Origin of the sequence: Citrobacter sp. S46_ASV_140, from assembly GCF_018919545.1 — a bacterium.
Classification (GTDB): domain Bacteria; phylum Pseudomonadota; class Gammaproteobacteria; order Enterobacterales; family Enterobacteriaceae; genus Citrobacter; species Citrobacter braakii.
Genome location: NZ_JAHLRC010000004.1, coordinates 24,722 through 39,406, shown reverse-complemented (window position 1 = coordinate 39,406; position 14,685 = coordinate 24,722). Strand labels below are relative to the sequence as shown.

At 48.8% G+C, this 14,685-nt stretch carries 16 protein-coding genes and 1 other annotated feature; of the genes, 10 read left to right on the top strand and 6 right to left on the bottom strand.

Going from position 1 to position 14,685, the window contains the following annotated elements; all coding sequences use genetic code 11:
- Positions 1-272: 272 nt before the first annotated feature.
- A complete protein-coding gene (locus KQJ19_RS02395) occupies positions 273-1,031 on the top strand; it encodes a YdiY family protein (protein ID WP_016152863.1) in 759 nt (252 codons plus the stop codon).
- Between the two features lie 166 nt (positions 1,032-1,197).
- On the opposite strand, the gene yniD is transcribed toward KQJ19_RS02395, so the two are convergent.
- Positions 1,198-1,305, bottom strand: a complete 108-nt coding sequence (yniD, locus tag KQJ19_RS02390; protein ID WP_003030590.1) for a small membrane protein YniD — start codon at positions 1,303-1,305, stop codon at positions 1,198-1,200.
- A 304-nt stretch (positions 1,306-1,609) separates the two neighbouring features.
- Between yniD and thrS the strand changes: the two genes are divergently transcribed.
- The 8 genes from thrS to ihfA all read left to right on the top strand — a co-directional run bounded on the left by thrS (position 1,610) and on the right by ihfA (position 8,885).
- Positions 1,610-3,538, top strand: coding sequence for a threonine--tRNA ligase (thrS, locus tag KQJ19_RS02385; RefSeq protein WP_047500283.1), 1,929 nt, complete (start codon positions 1,610-1,612; stop codon positions 3,536-3,538).
- Positions 3,539-3,541: 3 nt separating this feature from the next.
- Positions 3,542-4,084 (top strand): translation initiation factor IF-3, encoded by a 543-nt coding sequence (gene infC, locus KQJ19_RS02380; RefSeq protein WP_048997935.1) that lies wholly within the window; start codon positions 3,542-3,544, stop codon positions 4,082-4,084.
- 96 nt (positions 4,085-4,180) lie between these two features.
- Positions 4,181-4,378 (top strand): 50S ribosomal protein L35, encoded by a 198-nt coding sequence (gene rpmI / locus KQJ19_RS02375; protein ID WP_003030583.1) that lies wholly within the window; start codon positions 4,181-4,183, stop codon positions 4,376-4,378.
- Positions 4,379-4,433: 55 nt separating this feature from the next.
- Positions 4,434-4,790: a 50S ribosomal protein L20 gene (gene rplT, locus KQJ19_RS02370; RefSeq protein WP_003030578.1), complete on the top strand. Its 357-nt coding sequence runs from the start codon at positions 4,434-4,436 to the stop codon at positions 4,788-4,790.
- 120 nt (positions 4,791-4,910) lie between these two features.
- Positions 4,911-5,035 (top strand) — a sequence feature (Phe leader region).
- Positions 4,916-4,960, top strand: a complete 45-nt coding sequence (pheM, locus tag KQJ19_RS02365; RefSeq protein WP_001386830.1) for a pheST operon leader peptide PheM — start codon at positions 4,916-4,918, stop codon at positions 4,958-4,960. It overlaps the preceding feature by 45 nt.
- 159 nt (positions 5,036-5,194) lie before the next feature.
- Positions 5,195-6,178, top strand: coding sequence for a phenylalanine--tRNA ligase subunit alpha (gene pheS, locus KQJ19_RS02360; RefSeq protein ID WP_016152865.1), 984 nt, complete (start codon positions 5,195-5,197; stop codon positions 6,176-6,178).
- 15 nt (positions 6,179-6,193) lie between these two features.
- Positions 6,194-8,581 (top strand): phenylalanine--tRNA ligase subunit beta, encoded by a 2,388-nt coding sequence (gene pheT, locus KQJ19_RS02355; protein ID WP_216403304.1) that lies wholly within the window; start codon positions 6,194-6,196, stop codon positions 8,579-8,581.
- A 4-nt stretch (positions 8,582-8,585) separates the two neighbouring features.
- Positions 8,586-8,885 carry an integration host factor subunit alpha gene (gene ihfA / locus KQJ19_RS02350; RefSeq protein ID WP_003030571.1) on the top strand — a complete coding sequence of 100 codons (300 nt, stop codon included), beginning with the start codon at positions 8,586-8,588 and terminating at the stop codon, positions 8,883-8,885.
- A gap of 40 nt (positions 8,886-8,925) precedes the next feature.
- Here the strand turns inward: ihfA and KQJ19_RS02345 are convergent, their stop codons facing one another.
- The 5 genes from KQJ19_RS02345 to KQJ19_RS02325 all read right to left on the bottom strand — a co-directional run bounded on the left by KQJ19_RS02345 (position 8,926) and on the right by KQJ19_RS02325 (position 13,364).
- Positions 8,926-10,155, bottom strand: a complete 1,230-nt coding sequence (locus KQJ19_RS02345) for a NupC/NupG family nucleoside CNT transporter (protein ID WP_016152867.1) — start codon at positions 10,153-10,155, stop codon at positions 8,926-8,928.
- Positions 10,156-10,158: 3 nt separating this feature from the next.
- On the bottom strand, positions 10,159-11,121 hold the full coding sequence (locus tag KQJ19_RS02340) for a nucleoside hydrolase (RefSeq protein WP_216403303.1): 963 nt from the start codon (positions 11,119-11,121) through the stop codon (positions 10,159-10,161).
- Positions 11,122-11,138: 17 nt separating this feature from the next.
- Complete coding sequence (locus KQJ19_RS02335) at positions 11,139-11,873, bottom strand: outer membrane protein OmpK (protein WP_016152869.1); 735 nt, start codon at positions 11,871-11,873, stop codon at positions 11,139-11,141.
- A gap of 31 nt (positions 11,874-11,904) precedes the next feature.
- Complete coding sequence (locus tag KQJ19_RS02330; protein ID WP_216403302.1) at positions 11,905-13,119, bottom strand: PfkB family carbohydrate kinase; 1,215 nt, start codon at positions 13,117-13,119, stop codon at positions 11,905-11,907.
- Between the two features lie 86 nt (positions 13,120-13,205).
- Complete coding sequence (locus KQJ19_RS02325; protein ID WP_047500294.1) at positions 13,206-13,364, bottom strand: DUF1427 family protein; 159 nt, start codon at positions 13,362-13,364, stop codon at positions 13,206-13,208.
- A gap of 304 nt (positions 13,365-13,668) precedes the next feature.
- Here KQJ19_RS02325 and btuC point away from each other — a divergent pair, with 304 nt between their 5' ends.
- The gene (gene btuC, locus KQJ19_RS02320; RefSeq protein ID WP_032931198.1) at positions 13,669-14,649 is read left to right on the top strand and encodes a vitamin B12 ABC transporter permease BtuC; all 981 of its coding nucleotides are present in this window, start codon (positions 13,669-13,671) and stop codon (positions 14,647-14,649) included.
- Positions 14,650-14,685 lie beyond the last annotated feature (36 nt).

The following is a 14,685-nucleotide window of genomic DNA, read 5'->3' as shown; positions in this document are numbered from 1 at the left end:
GGCTGTCCTCAGTCTGGCACTTAACCCCCCGAAAGTGAAGTAATTAACAACATGATTTTTCATATCTTTATTTAAAATAATCGCGTTAAAGATATATAAATAAAAAAACGGTTTAGGAACGCTCTTATTCAAAAAATGAAATAAGAATTTATTGCTATGTTATTCGAGTCTTTTTATAATTTGTTACCTTTCAAGGGTCTTTTGTCATTGATCCATATGAAAGTTTCCGAGACCGTTATGGTCTCTTTTTTTGTTGTACGGACTCTTAATAAATGAAGCTTTTGAAGACAGTGCCCGCAGCGTTACTGCTGACGGGTGGCCTGCTTGCGTCAATGCAGGCTGCCGCCGATGATTCCGTTTTTACTGTCATGGATGACCCTTCCAGCGCGAAAAAACCCTTTGAAGGTAACCTGAACGCGGGATATCTCGCCCAGTCAGGCAACACAAAAAGTTCTTCTTTAACTGCAGACACCACCATGACCTGGTACGGTCAAACTACGGCGTGGTCTTTGTGGGGAAATGCCAGCAATACCTCCTCAAATGATGAGCGTTCATCGGAGAAATATGCCGTAGGTGGCCGTAGTCGTTATAACATGACCGACTATGATTATCTCTTTGGTCAGGCAAGCTGGCTGACCGACCGTTACAACGGCTATCGCGAGCGTGACGTGCTGACCGCAGGTTATGGTCGTCAGTTCCTAAACGGACCAGTGCACAGCTTCCGTTTTGAATTCGGTCCTGGTGTGCGCTATGACGAGCACACGGATGGCACCACCGAAACACAGCCGCTGGGCTATGCGTCCGGGGCCTATGCGTGGCAGATGACGGACAATACTAAGTTTACGCAAGGGGTGTCGGTATTTGGTGCTGACGATACAACGCTCAATTCTGAAACGGCCTTGAACGTTGCCATCAACGAACACTTTGGGTTAAAGGTGGCTTACAACGTTACCTGGAACTCTGAACCACCGGCAACAGCGCCGGAGCATACCGATCGTCGTACTACTGTGTCACTCGGCTATCGTATGTAATGACAAGCCGGGTCAAATAATTGGCCCGGCTTTTCTCAATAACGTTAAATTTATTTAATATTAAATCTGTGTTTTATTTTTAATACTTATCAATAACGCGCTATTTTCAGACGAATTCGATTTAATTGATAAATACAACGGAACCGGAACAGCGTGTGCCAGTATTTTAACCCCAGATCATCGCAGCCCAACGTAGCATCAGCATTGCCGCACAAATAACGAGCAGTATTACAACCATCTTCCAGTGTTTCTTCGCAAAGCGATTTGTTGGCATTGTCCTTTTCCTGCTCAGGTTAGATGACTTTATACAAGTGTAACAAAAACGTCAGGGTGTCAGTGAATTGATTTACATCATAGAGTGCGCGTTGATTGTTGCTTTGATCAGCTCGTAATGCCGTGTACACTGTCAAACGGTGTTATCAAAAAGCGGGTGTAGGTCCAGTGTAGCCATTAAGGCGACCAGTGACATATTTCGCAGAGTGAAGCGGGAATCAGCCCACACCTTTTTGATGATTTTAAATATTGAATCTTTGTATGTGATCTTACGTGTGGGTCACCACTGCAAATAAGGATATAACATGCCTGTTATTACTCTTCCTGATGGCAGCCAACGCCATTACGACCACGCTGTAAGCCCCATGGATGTTGCGCTGGACATCGGTCCAGGTCTGGCGAAAGCCACTATTGCTGGCCGTGTTGACGGTGAGCTGGTAGATGCTTCCGATCTGATTGAGCATGATGCGAAGCTCTCCATCATCACCGCGAAGGATGAAGAAGGTCTGGAGATCATTCGTCACTCCTGTGCGCACCTGTTAGGGCACGCGATCAAACAACTCTGGCCGCACACCAAAATGGCGATCGGACCGGTTGTTGATAACGGTTTTTACTACGATATCGATCTTGACCGTACGCTAACCCAGGAAGATGTCGACGCGCTCGAGAAGCGGATGCACGAGCTCGCTGAGAAAAACTACGATGTCATTAAGAAGAAAGTCAGTTGGTACGAAGCGCGTGAAACCTTCGTGAAGCGTGGCGAGACCTATAAAGTCTCCATTCTTGATGAAAACATTGCCCATGATGACAAGCCTGGCTTGTACCATCATGAAGAATATGTCGATATGTGCCGTGGCCCGCACGTGCCGAACATGCGTTTCTGTCATCACTTCAAACTGATGAAGACCGCTGGGGCATACTGGCGTGGCGACAGCAATAATAAGATGCTGCAGCGTATTTATGGTACTGCATGGGCCGATAAAAAAGCCCTGAATGCCTACCTGCAACGTCTGGAAGAAGCGGCCAAACGCGACCACCGTAAAATCGGTAAGCAGCTTGACCTGTATCATATGCAGGAAGAAGCGCCGGGTATGGTGTTCTGGCACAATGATGGCTGGACAATCTTCCGTGAACTGGAAGTCTTTGTTCGCTCAAAACTGAAAGAATACCAGTATCAGGAAGTTAAAGGTCCGTTCATGATGGACCGCGTGCTGTGGGAAAAAACAGGTCACTGGGATAACTACAAAGATGCGATGTTCACGACCTCCTCTGAGAACCGTGAATACTGCATTAAGCCCATGAACTGCCCGGGCCACGTGCAGATCTTCAATCAGGGTCTGAAATCCTATCGTGATCTGCCGTTGCGTATGGCCGAGTTTGGTAGCTGCCACCGTAATGAGCCGTCAGGCGCGCTGCATGGCCTGATGCGTGTTCGTGGCTTCACTCAGGATGATGCACATATCTTCTGTACAGAAGAGCAGATCCGTGATGAAGTTAACGCTTGCATTCGTATGGTCTACGATATGTATAGCACCTTTGGCTTCGAGAAAATCGTCGTCAAACTGTCCACTCGCCCCGAAAAACGTATCGGTAGCGATGAAATGTGGGACCGTGCTGAAGCTGACCTGGCCGTTGCGCTGGAAGAAAACAACATCCCGTTTGAGTACCAACTGGGTGAGGGCGCATTCTACGGTCCGAAAATTGAATTTACCCTGTATGACTGCCTCGATCGTGCATGGCAGTGCGGTACTGTACAGCTGGACTTCTCTCTGCCGTCCCGTTTAAGCGCCTCTTATGTTGGCGAAAACAACGAGCGTCAGGTGCCGGTTATGATTCACCGCGCAATTCTTGGGTCGATGGAACGTTTCATCGGTATCCTGACCGAAGAGTTCGCTGGCTTCTTCCCGACCTGGCTTGCGCCAGTTCAGGTTGTCGTCATGAACATCACCGATTCACAGTCTGAATACGTCAACGAATTAACGCAGAAACTACAAAATGCGGGTATTCGTGTAAAAGCAGACTTGAGAAATGAGAAGATTGGCTTTAAAATCCGCGAGCACACTTTACGTCGTGTCCCTTATATGTTGGTCTGTGGCGACAAAGAGGTAGAAGCAGGCAAAGTTGCCGTGCGCACCCGTCGTGGCAAAGACTTGGGCAGCCTGGACGTAAATGAAGTGATTGAGAAGCTGCAACAAGAGATTCGCAGCCGCAGTCTTCAACAACTGGAGGAATAAGGTATTAAAGGCGGAAAACGAGTTCAAACGGCACGTCCGAATCGTATCAATGGCGAGATTCGCGCCCTGGAAGTTCGCTTAACAGGTCTGGAAGGCGAAGCTTTGGGTATTGTGAGTCTGAGAGAAGCGATCGAAAAAGCTGAAGAAGCTGGAGTAGATTTAGTTGAAATCAGCCCTAACGCCGAACCGCCAGTTTGTCGTATTATGGACTACGGCAAGTTCCTTTATGAAAAGAGTAAGTCTTCTAAGGAACAGAAGAAAAAGCAAAAAGTTATCCAGGTTAAGGAAATTAAATTCCGTCCTGGCACCGACGATGGCGATTACCAGGTAAAACTCCGCAGCCTGGTACGCTTTCTGGAAGATGGCGATAAGGCTAAGATCACGCTGCGTTTTCGCGGTCGTGAGATGGCCCACCAACAGATCGGTATGGAAGTGCTCAACCGCGTCCGTGACGATCTGAGTGAACTGGCAGTAGTCGAATCCTTCCCTACGAAGATCGAAGGCCGCCAGATGATCATGGTGCTCGCTCCTAAGAAGAAACAGTAAGGCCTTCAAGTAGCAATGTCTGTGGAGCCTGCGGGTTCCACAGCCGTTGTTCGCCTACGTTTCGTTTATTAACAATGCGAAGTGGAAGTTATTAAAATGCCAAAAATTAAGACCGTACGCGGTGCTGCTAAGCGCTTCAAAAAAACCGGTGGTGGTGGATTTAAGCGTAAGCACGCAAACCTGCGTCATATTCTGACCAAAAAATCTACTAAGCGTAAACGTCACCTGCGTCCAAAAGGCCTCGTTTCTAAAGGCGATCTGGGTCTGGTTATCGCGTGCCTGCCGTACGCATAAGCCGTTAACGTTTAATTAATTTTTTTACTAAGAATATAGATACAGGAGAGCACATATGGCTCGCGTAAAACGTGGTGTAGTTGCCCGTGCACGTCACAAGAAAATTTTGAAACAAGCTAAAGGCTACTACGGTGCGCGTTCTCGCGTATACCGCGTTGCCTTCCAGGCTGTTATCAAAGCTGGTCAGTACGCTTATCGTGACCGTCGTCAGAAAAAGCGTCAGTTCCGTCAACTGTGGATTGCGCGTATCAACGCAGCAGCACGTCAGAACGGTATTTCTTATAGCAAATTCATCAACGGCCTGAAAAAAGCCTCTGTTGAAATCGACCGTAAGATCCTGGCTGACATCGCAGTATTCGACAAAGTAGCGTTCACCGCTCTAGTCGAAAAAGCGAAAGCAGCTCTGGCATAAGCCGGTGAAAAGAGGGAGCCTGGCTCCCTCTCTTTTATTTGTAGTGCAATCAATTGGTTGACAATTTATCCGTAAGCCTTTTCAATAAAGGTTGTCCGGTTTTTACCACACAAGGTAACGCAAGCATGAATGCTGCTATTTTCCGCTTCTTCTTTTACTTTAGCACCTGAACTCAGGAGGCTTGCGCGTGAAAGAAGAAACGGAAAACAGCGCCTAAAAGCCTCCCTGGTGGAGGCTTTTTTTATACACGTTATCCTTCAGGCTGCCTCTGCGTTGGCTGCAGTCGCTTACCCCAGTCACGTATTTGTCTGAGGATTAGCGCTCTACTGTTGTCTTGACTCAGCCAGAATGATTTTGTGTATATACGAGCGACTAGTGAATATCGCAACATAACGAGGAAAACCATGTCACATCTCGCAGAGCTGGTTGCCAGTGCAACGGCCGCCATTAACCAGGCTTCAGATGTTGCCGCGTTAGACAATGTCCGCGTCGAATATTTGGGCAAGAAAGGGCACCTGACCCTTCAGATGACTACCCTGCGTGAACTGCCGGCAGAAGAGCGCCCGGCAGCAGGTGCGGTGATAAACGAAGCCAAAGAGCAGGTTCAGCAAGCGCTGAACGCGCGTAAAGCCGAATTAGAAAATGCCGCGCTGAATGCTCGTCTGGCTGAAGAAACGATCGATATCTCCTTGCCTGGGCGTCGTATCGAAAACGGCGGTTTGCATCCGGTAACGCGGACTATCGATCGCATTGAAAGTTTCTTTGGTGAGCTGGGCTTTACCGTGGCGACCGGTCCGGAAATCGAAGATGACTATCATAACTTCGATGCGCTGAACATTCCTGGCCATCACCCGGCGCGCGCTGACCACGACACTTTCTGGTTTGATGCGACGCGTCTGCTGCGCACGCAGACTTCCGGCGTGCAGATCCGCACCATGAAAGAAAAACAGCCGCCGATCCGTATTATCGCTCCGGGCCGCGTATATCGTAACGACTACGATCAGACGCACACCCCAATGTTCCATCAGATGGAAGGGCTGATTGTTGATACCAACATCAACTTCACCAACCTGAAAGGCACGCTGCACGATTTCCTGCGCAACTTCTTTGAAGAAGACCTGCAGGTTCGTTTCCGTCCTTCCTACTTCCCGTTCACCGAACCTTCTGCGGAAGTCGATGTGATGGGTAAAAATGGCAAATGGCTGGAAGTATTGGGTTGCGGAATGGTTCATCCGAATGTGCTGCGTAACGTCGGTATCGATCCGGAAATCTACTCTGGCTTTGCATTCGGTATGGGTATGGAGCGTCTGACCATGCTGCGTTACGGCGTAACCGATCTGCGTTCTTTCTTCGAAAACGATCTGCGTTTCCTCAAACAGTTTAAATAAAGGCAGGATAAAACAATGAAATTCAGTGAACTGTGGTTACGCGAATGGGTAAACCCGGCGATTGATAGCGATGCGTTGTCAAACCAAATCACGATGGCGGGTCTGGAAGTTGACGGTGTGGATCCTGTTTCTGGCGCGTTCAACGGCGTTGTGGTGGGCGAAGTGGTTGAGTGCGCTCAGCATCCGAACGCTGACAAACTGCGCGTCACCAAGGTGAATGTCGGCGGCGACCGCCTGCTGGATATCGTCTGCGGTGCGCCAAACTGCCGTCAAGGGCTGAAGGTGGCTGTAGCAACCGTTGGTGCCGTTCTGCCGGGCGATTTCAAAATCAAAGCCGCGAAACTGCGCGGTGAGCCGTCTGAAGGCATGCTGTGCTCGTTCTCCGAGCTGGGCATTTCCGACGATCACAACGGTATTATCGAACTGCCTGTCGATGCACCAATTGGTACCGATATCCGTGAATACCTGAAACTTGACGATAATACTATCGAAATCAGCGTCACTCCGAACCGCGCCGACTGCTTAGGCATTATCGGTGTGGCACGTGACGTAGCTGTATTGAACAAAGCCCCTCTGGTTGAGCCGGAAATAGCGCCAGTAGCCGCAACCATTAGCGACGTCCTGCCGATTCAGGTCGACGCGGTGGAAGCCTGCCCACGCTATCTGGGCCGCGTGGTGAAAGGCATTAACGTTAAAGCGCCGACCCCGCTGTGGATGAAAGAAAAACTGCGTCGTTGCGGTATCCGCTCGATCGATGCCGTGGTTGACGTGACTAACTATGTGCTGCTCGAATTGGGCCAGCCGATGCACGCATTCGACAAAGACCGCATTGAAGGCGGGATTGTTGTCCGCATGGCAAAAGAAGGTGAAACCCTGGTATTGCTGGACGGCAGCGAAGCGAAGCTGAATGCGGATACGCTGGTGATTGCGGACCATAACAAAGCGCTGGCAATGGGCGGCATCTTTGGTGGCGAGCACTCCGGTGTGAATGATGAAACGCAAAACGTCCTGCTGGAATGCGCGTTCTTCAGACCGCTGTCTATTACCGGTCGCGCACGTCGTCACGGTCTGCACACCGATGCGTCTCACCGCTATGAGCGTGGTGTCGATCCGGCGCTGCAACATAAAGCCATGGAGCGTGCTACGCGCCTGCTGATTGATATCTGCGGCGGCGAAGCGGGTCCAATTATTGACGTGACGAACGAAGCCTCGCTGCCAAAACGCGCAACCATTACGCTGCGCCGTAGCAAACTGGATCGTCTGATCGGACACCATATTGCGGATGAGCAGGTGAGCGATATTCTGCGCCGTCTGGGTTGTGATGTCACGGAAGGGCAAGATGAGTGGAAAGCGGTAGCGCCGAGCTGGCGTTTCGATATGGAGATCGAAGAAGACCTGGTCGAAGAAGTCGCCCGTGTATACGGTTATGACAATATCCCGAATACGCCAATTCAGGCGGGTCTTATCATGGGTACGCATCGTGAAGCGGATTTGTCGCTGAAACGCGTAAAAACCATGCTGAATGACAAAGGCTACCAGGAAGTTATTACCTACAGCTTTGTCGACCCGAAAGTCCAGGCGCTGCTGCACCCGGGTGAAGAAGCGCTGTTGCTGCCAAGCCCAATCTCGATTGATATGTCGGCAATGCGTTTATCCCTGTGGACCGGCTTGCTGTCTACGGTAGTGTACAACCAGAATCGTCAGCAAAACCGCGTGCGTATTTTCGAAACGGGTTTACGTTTCGTACCGGACACGCAGGCTAATCTCGGGATCCGTCAGGATCTGATGCTGGCGGGTGCGATCTGCGGTAACCGTCATGATGAACACTGGAATCTGGCAAAAGAGACCGTTGATTTCTATGATCTGAAAGGCGATCTGGAAGCGGTTCTCGACCTGACCGGCAAGCTGGCGGATATTCAATTCAAAGCTGAAGCGAATCCAGCACTGCATCCGGGGCAGTCTGCGGCGATTTATCTGAAAGGTGAACGCATTGGTTTCATTGGGGTTGTTCATCCTGAACTTGAACGTAAACTGGATCTGAACGGTCGCACTCTGGTGTTTGAACTGGAGTGGAACAAGCTCGCAGACCGCGTGGTGCCTCAGGCGCGTGAAGTTTCTCGCTTCCCGGCGAACCGTCGCGACATCGCAGTCGTTGTGGCAGAAAACGTTCCCGCTGCGGATATTTTATCCGAATGTAAGAAAGTTGGCGTAAATCAGGTAGTTGGCGTAAACTTGTTTGACGTGTACCGCGGTAAGGGTGTTGCGGAGGGTTATAAGAGCCTCGCTATCAGCCTGATCCTTCAGGATACCAGCCGTACACTTGAAGAAGAGGAGATTGCCGCTACCGTCGCCAAATGTGTAGAGGCATTAAAAGAGCGATTCCAGGCATCATTGAGGGATTGAACCTATGGCGCTTACAAAAGCTGAAATGTCAGAATATCTGTTTGATAAGCTTGGGCTTAGCAAGCGGGATGCCAAAGAACTGGTCGAGCTGTTTTTCGAAGAGATCCGTCGTGCTCTGGAAAATGGTGAGCAGGTAAAACTCTCTGGTTTTGGTAACTTCGATCTGCGTGATAAGAATCAACGTCCGGGCCGTAATCCGAAAACGGGCGAAGATATTCCCATTACAGCACGGCGCGTGGTGACCTTCAGACCCGGACAGAAGTTAAAAAGCCGGGTTGAAAACGCAACGCCGAAAGAAGAGTAATCTGAACTAACTAAAAAGGCCGCGAATGCGGCCTTTTTTCTTAGTGGGCCAGAAGGAAAAACAGCCCGGTCAGTGCTGCGCTCAGCAGGTTAGACAACGTGCCCGCCAGGATCACTTTAAGCCCCATTTTAGCAATGAAACTTTTTTTCCCCGGCACAATCCCCCCCAGTACGCCAATCAATGCAGCAGGAGAGGACAAATTGGCAAACCCAGCCAGCGCCATGATCGTTATTATCTGCGAATATTCCGACAGTTGGTCTTTCATTGGAATAAAGCTGGTATACGCGACGAACTCATTCAACACCAATTTTTGACCTAACAGGCTGCCAATTTGCAAGACTTCGTTAGCGGGAATGCCCAACAGCCAGGCAACCGGAGCAAAGAGGTAACTAAAGATAAATTGTAGCGTGACGTTACCATAGCCGAAAAAGCTACAAAACCAGCCCAACAAGCCGTTCACCATAGCAATTAATGCAATCAGTGCCAGAAGCATTGCCCCCACGTTAGCGGCGAGCTTCAGCCCGATAGTCGCGCCATTTGTCGCCGCTTCAACGATGTTGATAGGCTTTTCATCTTGACCAAGCATATCGCCTGACACGTCGGCAGTGTTTTCGGGTTCCGTTTCTGGAAACAGCATTTTCGCCATTAACAGACCGCCTGGTGCTGACATAAAAGAGGCGGCTACCAGATAGCGAATTTCGATCCCCATACTGGCATAGCCAACCAGCACTGAGCCTGCGATAGAGGCCACACCACCTGTCATGAGGGCAAACAGTTCTGAGCGCGTCATGCGTGGCGCATAAGGCTTCATCAGGACGAAGACGTCAGTATTGCCCGCAAAAATATTGGCCGTTGCAGCCATGGATTCTGCCGGGCTGGTGCGTAGCAGTTTATGGATACCCGTACCGATGAGACGGATAATCCACTGCATGATGCCCAGGTAGTACAGCACGGAGAACAATGCCGACATAAAAATGATAATCGGCAGAACATGCACGGCAAATACAAACCCCATTTTGAACTGTCCGAGATTACCGAAGAGAAAGTTAATCCCTTCCGACGAATAGTTCAGCATGCCTGACAGACTGTTTGATATGGCGAGTAAGATTTTTTCCCCTAAGGGGACATACAGGATAAATGCAGCAAAAAGAGCCTGGATTGCAAAGGCGCCGCCAACGGTGCGAAACCGGATAGCTTTGCGATTTTCTGAACATAGCCAGGCAACGAGTAACAGGACAACAATGCCAAGTATGACGATGAGTATCTGCATGGTTTATCCCTCATCGGCATCAATGATGCTACGGAAAAGATCTTTAAAGAGAGCATCCCGCTCAATAAATTTTACGACCTGAATGACGTGACGGCGGTTATCAAAACTCCAGCTCAGATTGTCATTGATCAAAGGGGATGTACGGTATTCACAGGTGAACCAGTCAGGATTCAGGACATAGCCAACCGTAGTGATATCCCAAATGACTTTGCGGGATGCAAAACCAATCCAGGGGCATCGCGGGGCAATTTCAGCAAAGTAGCTACCAATGCGGCTGGTCTCTGCAAAATAGTGCTGCATCTCTGGGACCGATGAGGCCATAGTGTTAGCCACGCCAAAGCAGGGGATTTGGGTGAGCGCTACGCCGCTATCAAAAAGCACCCGACTCGCCGCAATGTCCTGCATCAGGTTGAATTCATGATTATCTTTCCAGGCATAACTGTTACCCCCAAGCCAGATGACATGAATCTTTGTGACGATGTCCGGCGCGAGGAGCAGTGCGTTAGCGATATTGGTCGGCGCGGCGATTGCGAGTACATGTAATGTTTGCTCAGCCGTTCTTGCCCGGTTAATCAAATCCTTTACTGCAGCTGACATCTCCGGCTGATTGCTATCTTTCAGATAGCGTGTTGAACCCTGGAATATTTGCGGTATGTTTTCGCGGCGGGGGAGTTTGTTAAATACGCGATAGATCTCATCGACGCTCAGTTGCATGCCTACTGCGGGATCGTCAACATATGTGTGCGAGCCCTCTTTACCAAAATAGTGGTTGGTAAACGGAGCGGCGTAAACAGCTTGCAGATCGAGGCGCTCCGGGTGTAAGAATGCCCAGGCAATGGCCATCTGATCGTCAATTTCATTGTAGGTATCGCTGTCAATAATGATAGGCACTTTGCCATGCTTAGGTGGCGTAATTAAGGCAATACGCTGCGCTGAAGTTAATTCAGGCCAGTGGATACTTAACATCGTTAATGTTCCTTAAGTTAGAAGTCGTAGGCCAGTCGATAAATGAGAATATCGCCATATCCATCCGCACCAAGTTTGTTATAGAAGTATCGATACATTAATGTGGTGGATATATGAGGCATGATTTTCCAGGTAATATTCAGACCGCCGTTTAAACCATTGCTACCATGATTGTTAGCGGTATAGTCATCATTACGGTCAAGTTCTATTTCATTCCAATTGGACAGTAAGAAGTCCTGATTGAGAAGATTGAAAGCATAACCAGCGTTCCATCCAATTGAGAAACCATTGAGTCCATTAATATCATAAGCTGGGCCAAAATTACTGTGTGCGGTAATGTACTGACGAGCAATCCAGGGTTTAAACCACCATCCATCGCCTTTCAGGTCGGTATAGCCAAGCCCAATAAATTGATTCGTCTCTTTAAAATTGGGACTTTGCGAATTATAGACTTTTGTAAATAGGCTGGCACCCGTTTTCCAGAGGTAGGTATGGATTTCACCATTCGCAGTCTGCCCCTGATTTCCCTCGTCGTCTAGGATATTTTCAAAATCATAAAAACCGTACATTTCACCCCAATCAAAACCAATACCTCCCTCAATACCAATTAAGGCTTGTTCATATTCGAGGTCTTTAACACCGGCATCCCAGGATTGATAGTCAAAATGTATATTTCCCCAGCCGTATTGTTGTTCAGCTAATGAGGAAAAAGCTACGCACGATAATAAAGCCCCGAAGGCGATTTTTTTCATTTTATATCCCTATTTTGGTGGTGGATTAATATCAGTATTTAGTACAAACTAATCGTTTTAATACGAGTTCATGGGATGGCATATTGGCTGCACCTTCACGCTCTACGGCCAGTGCTGCAAATACACAGGCGTAATGAATTGCGTTGGCAATATTTTCTCCACAGGCAAGTCGTGCCGCGAGTGCACCATTAAATGCATCACCGGCGCCGGATGTATCAATATTAACGGCGGGATATGCCGGGAACTGTTGGTGTGTAGATCCATCAAATAACCAGCACCCATCTTTGCCTAACGTAATTAGAATATATTGTGGTCCCATTTGGTGCATGGTTTCGGCGGCCTGACGAATATCGTCTGGCGTACGAATAGCCTTGCCAATTATCGCCTCTGCTTCTGTGAGGTTTGGGGTTAGGATGTGTGTCCAGCGGAGAAGGTCTGTCACCTCCTTGCGCCATGGCGCTGGATTCAGGATTGTCATCACCCCGGCGGCATGTGCGAACTTAATAGCTTGAGCTGTAGCGTCAGGATTGTTTTCCATCTGCGTCAAAAAAACATTGGCGGTGCCTATCTCGTCATAACAGGATATAATTTCTTCACTCGTTATTTCCTGATTAGCCCCGGGATTAATAACGATTACATTATCGCCAGCCTCTTCGGATATCATCACTACGGCACTGCCGGTTGGTGCATCATTTTTGGTAAAGATGGTTAGTTTTTCTAATCCTACGCCATTTAAAAAATGCTGGGCTTTGGTTGAAAACTCATCTTCACCTAATTTGACTGTAAAATAAGTGCGAGCATTGGCTTGTGCGGATGCTATCGCCTGGTTGCTGCCTTTCCCTCCGGGTAAACAACAGGAAAAAAGCGCGCGCGTGGTTTCCCCTGAAATAGGAAAGCGGTGAAGCCGATAGACTAAGTCGGTATTAAATGAACCCAGGATGTAAACTTTCCCATTGTTTTCGTTCATTGATATTTCTCGTTCGATCTTTGATTGGTTAATGATGATATTTTGGTGCAAATAAAGAGAGTTGTTCTCATATAATGGGAATGCATTGTCGTGATTATATACAGCACCTCCATAGCATGAGCGGACATGTCCTGTTTTTACGAGGTCATTGATGTCGCGGCGGAGTGTTCTTTCCGTAACATCAAGTACCTTAACAAGAGATGATATTTTTACACTTCCTTGTTTTTTGAGTAGTTTTAAAATATAGCGAAGACGCTGTTTTTTGTAACGACAGGGCATCTAATCCTCACTTTTCATGAATGTGATGAGAGGTCCATGTAATAAGTTTATTTTGTCTATACGTTAATTTTTTTTGGTGAATGAATTTATTTGTTGAATAAATAGTTAAAGATCTGATTACCACTAAGTACACCGATGATACCAAATACACCAGGCCAGGCAGTAGGGGCTGGAATGGGTAGTTTTATTAATGTAAATATGAAACCAATAATTGCACCGGCAATAAGCGAAAGAATTATATCCATAAGATAATTCCTGAGGGTGTTATGATGATGCAAAGACTACACAATATATTTACGTATTGATGAGAAGATAATCACACAAAACTTCTGCAACCGGACATTCTGTCCGGTTGTGGTTATTTATTTAATCTCAGGAACGATATTAATAATGACTGCTACTACCTGGTATTGCTGCCAGCATTGCATTATGCAAAAGACTAAGGTTCATGCTGTTTTGGGCCATTGCCTCATTTGCGGTAGAGCTTCCTTCCATGTTTTTTGCTTTCATCGTAAAATTAATGAGATAACCCATAAAAAAAGTATAAACATGCAACCTTTTGCACAATTACAACGTCGGCGAGACCGATACTGGTTAGGCACTTTATCGCTGTTGCTATTGGTCATGCTCGTGATTAGCTTATGCGCAGGAGAACAGTGGATCGCCCCCGGCGACTGGTTCAGCGCCCGCGGCGATCTGTTCGTCTGGCAAATCCGATTTCCCCGTACCCTCGCCGTTTTGCTGGTAGGCGCTGCGTTGGCCTTATCTGGCGCAGTGATGCAAGCTCTCTTTGAAAACCCGCTCGCAGAGCCTGGATTACTGGGCGTGTCTAATGGCGCGGGAGTCGGGCTCATCGCGGCGGTGCTGCTGGGGCAGGGGCAGCTCCCCGGCTGGGCGCTGGGTTTATGCGCCATCGCTGGGGCGCTGATTATCACGCTTATTCTGCTCCGTTTTGCCCGCCGTCATTTGTCTACCAGCCGTCTGCTGTTGGCGGGGGTGGCGCTGGGCATTATCTGTAGCGCGCTGATGACATGGGCCATCTACTTCTCCACTTCTTTTGATTTGCGACAGCTAATGTACTGGATGATGGGGGGCTTTGGCGGCGTTGACTGGCATCAGGCCTGGCTCATGGTGGCGTTGATTCCGGTGCTGGTGTGGATATGCTGTCAGTCGCAGCCGATGAATATGCTGGCGCTGGGGGAGACTTCTGCACGTCAGTTGGGATTGCCATTATGGTTCTGGCGCAACCTGCTGGTGGTCGCCACAGGCTGGATGGTTGGCGTAAGCGTGGCTCTGGCGGGAGCGATTGGCTTTATTGGGCTTGTGATCCCACATATTCTGCGGCTGTGCGGCTTAACCGATCATCGCGTGTTACTGCCGGGCTGCGCATTGGCTGGCGCTATCGTATTACTGTTGGCTGATGTTGTCGCGCGTCTGGTGCTGGCCTCGGCTGAGCTGCCAATTGGCGTGGTGACGGCCACCATGGGCGCACCGGTATTTATCTGGCTATTGTTAAAAGCCGCGCGCTAGAACGCGTTGATTCGGTCTATGATTAAAAACTGAAAA

Excerpts from the sequence above, each read along its gene's own strand:
- KQJ19_RS02395 (WP_016152863.1), top strand. The coding sequence starts at position 273 with ATGAAGCTTTTGAAGACAGTGCCCGCAGCGTTACTGCTGACGGGTGGC.
- yniD (WP_003030590.1), bottom strand. The coding sequence starts at position 1,305 with ATGCCAACAAATCGCTTTGCGAAGAAACACTGGAAGATGGTTGTAATA.
- thrS (WP_047500283.1), top strand. The coding sequence starts at position 1,610 with ATGCCTGTTATTACTCTTCCTGATGGCAGCCAACGCCATTACGACCAC.
- rpmI (WP_003030583.1), top strand. The coding sequence starts at position 4,181 with ATGCCAAAAATTAAGACCGTACGCGGTGCTGCTAAGCGCTTCAAAAAA.
- rplT (WP_003030578.1), top strand. The coding sequence starts at position 4,434 with ATGGCTCGCGTAAAACGTGGTGTAGTTGCCCGTGCACGTCACAAGAAA.
- pheS (WP_016152865.1), top strand. The coding sequence starts at position 5,195 with ATGTCACATCTCGCAGAGCTGGTTGCCAGTGCAACGGCCGCCATTAAC.
- pheT (WP_216403304.1), top strand. The coding sequence starts at position 6,194 with ATGAAATTCAGTGAACTGTGGTTACGCGAATGGGTAAACCCGGCGATT.
- ihfA (WP_003030571.1), top strand. The coding sequence starts at position 8,586 with ATGGCGCTTACAAAAGCTGAAATGTCAGAATATCTGTTTGATAAGCTT.
- KQJ19_RS02345 (WP_016152867.1), bottom strand. The coding sequence starts at position 10,155 with ATGCAGATACTCATCGTCATACTTGGCATTGTTGTCCTGTTACTCGTT.
- KQJ19_RS02340 (WP_216403303.1), bottom strand. The coding sequence starts at position 11,121 with ATGTTAAGTATCCACTGGCCTGAATTAACTTCAGCGCAGCGTATTGCC.
- KQJ19_RS02335 (WP_016152869.1), bottom strand. The coding sequence starts at position 11,873 with ATGAAAAAAATCGCCTTCGGGGCTTTATTATCGTGCGTAGCTTTTTCC.
- KQJ19_RS02330 (WP_216403302.1), bottom strand. The coding sequence starts at position 13,119 with ATGCCCTGTCGTTACAAAAAACAGCGTCTTCGCTATATTTTAAAACTA.
- KQJ19_RS02325 (WP_047500294.1), bottom strand. The coding sequence starts at position 13,364 with ATGGATATAATTCTTTCGCTTATTGCCGGTGCAATTATTGGTTTCATA.
- btuC (WP_032931198.1), top strand. The coding sequence starts at position 13,669 with ATGCAACCTTTTGCACAATTACAACGTCGGCGAGACCGATACTGGTTA.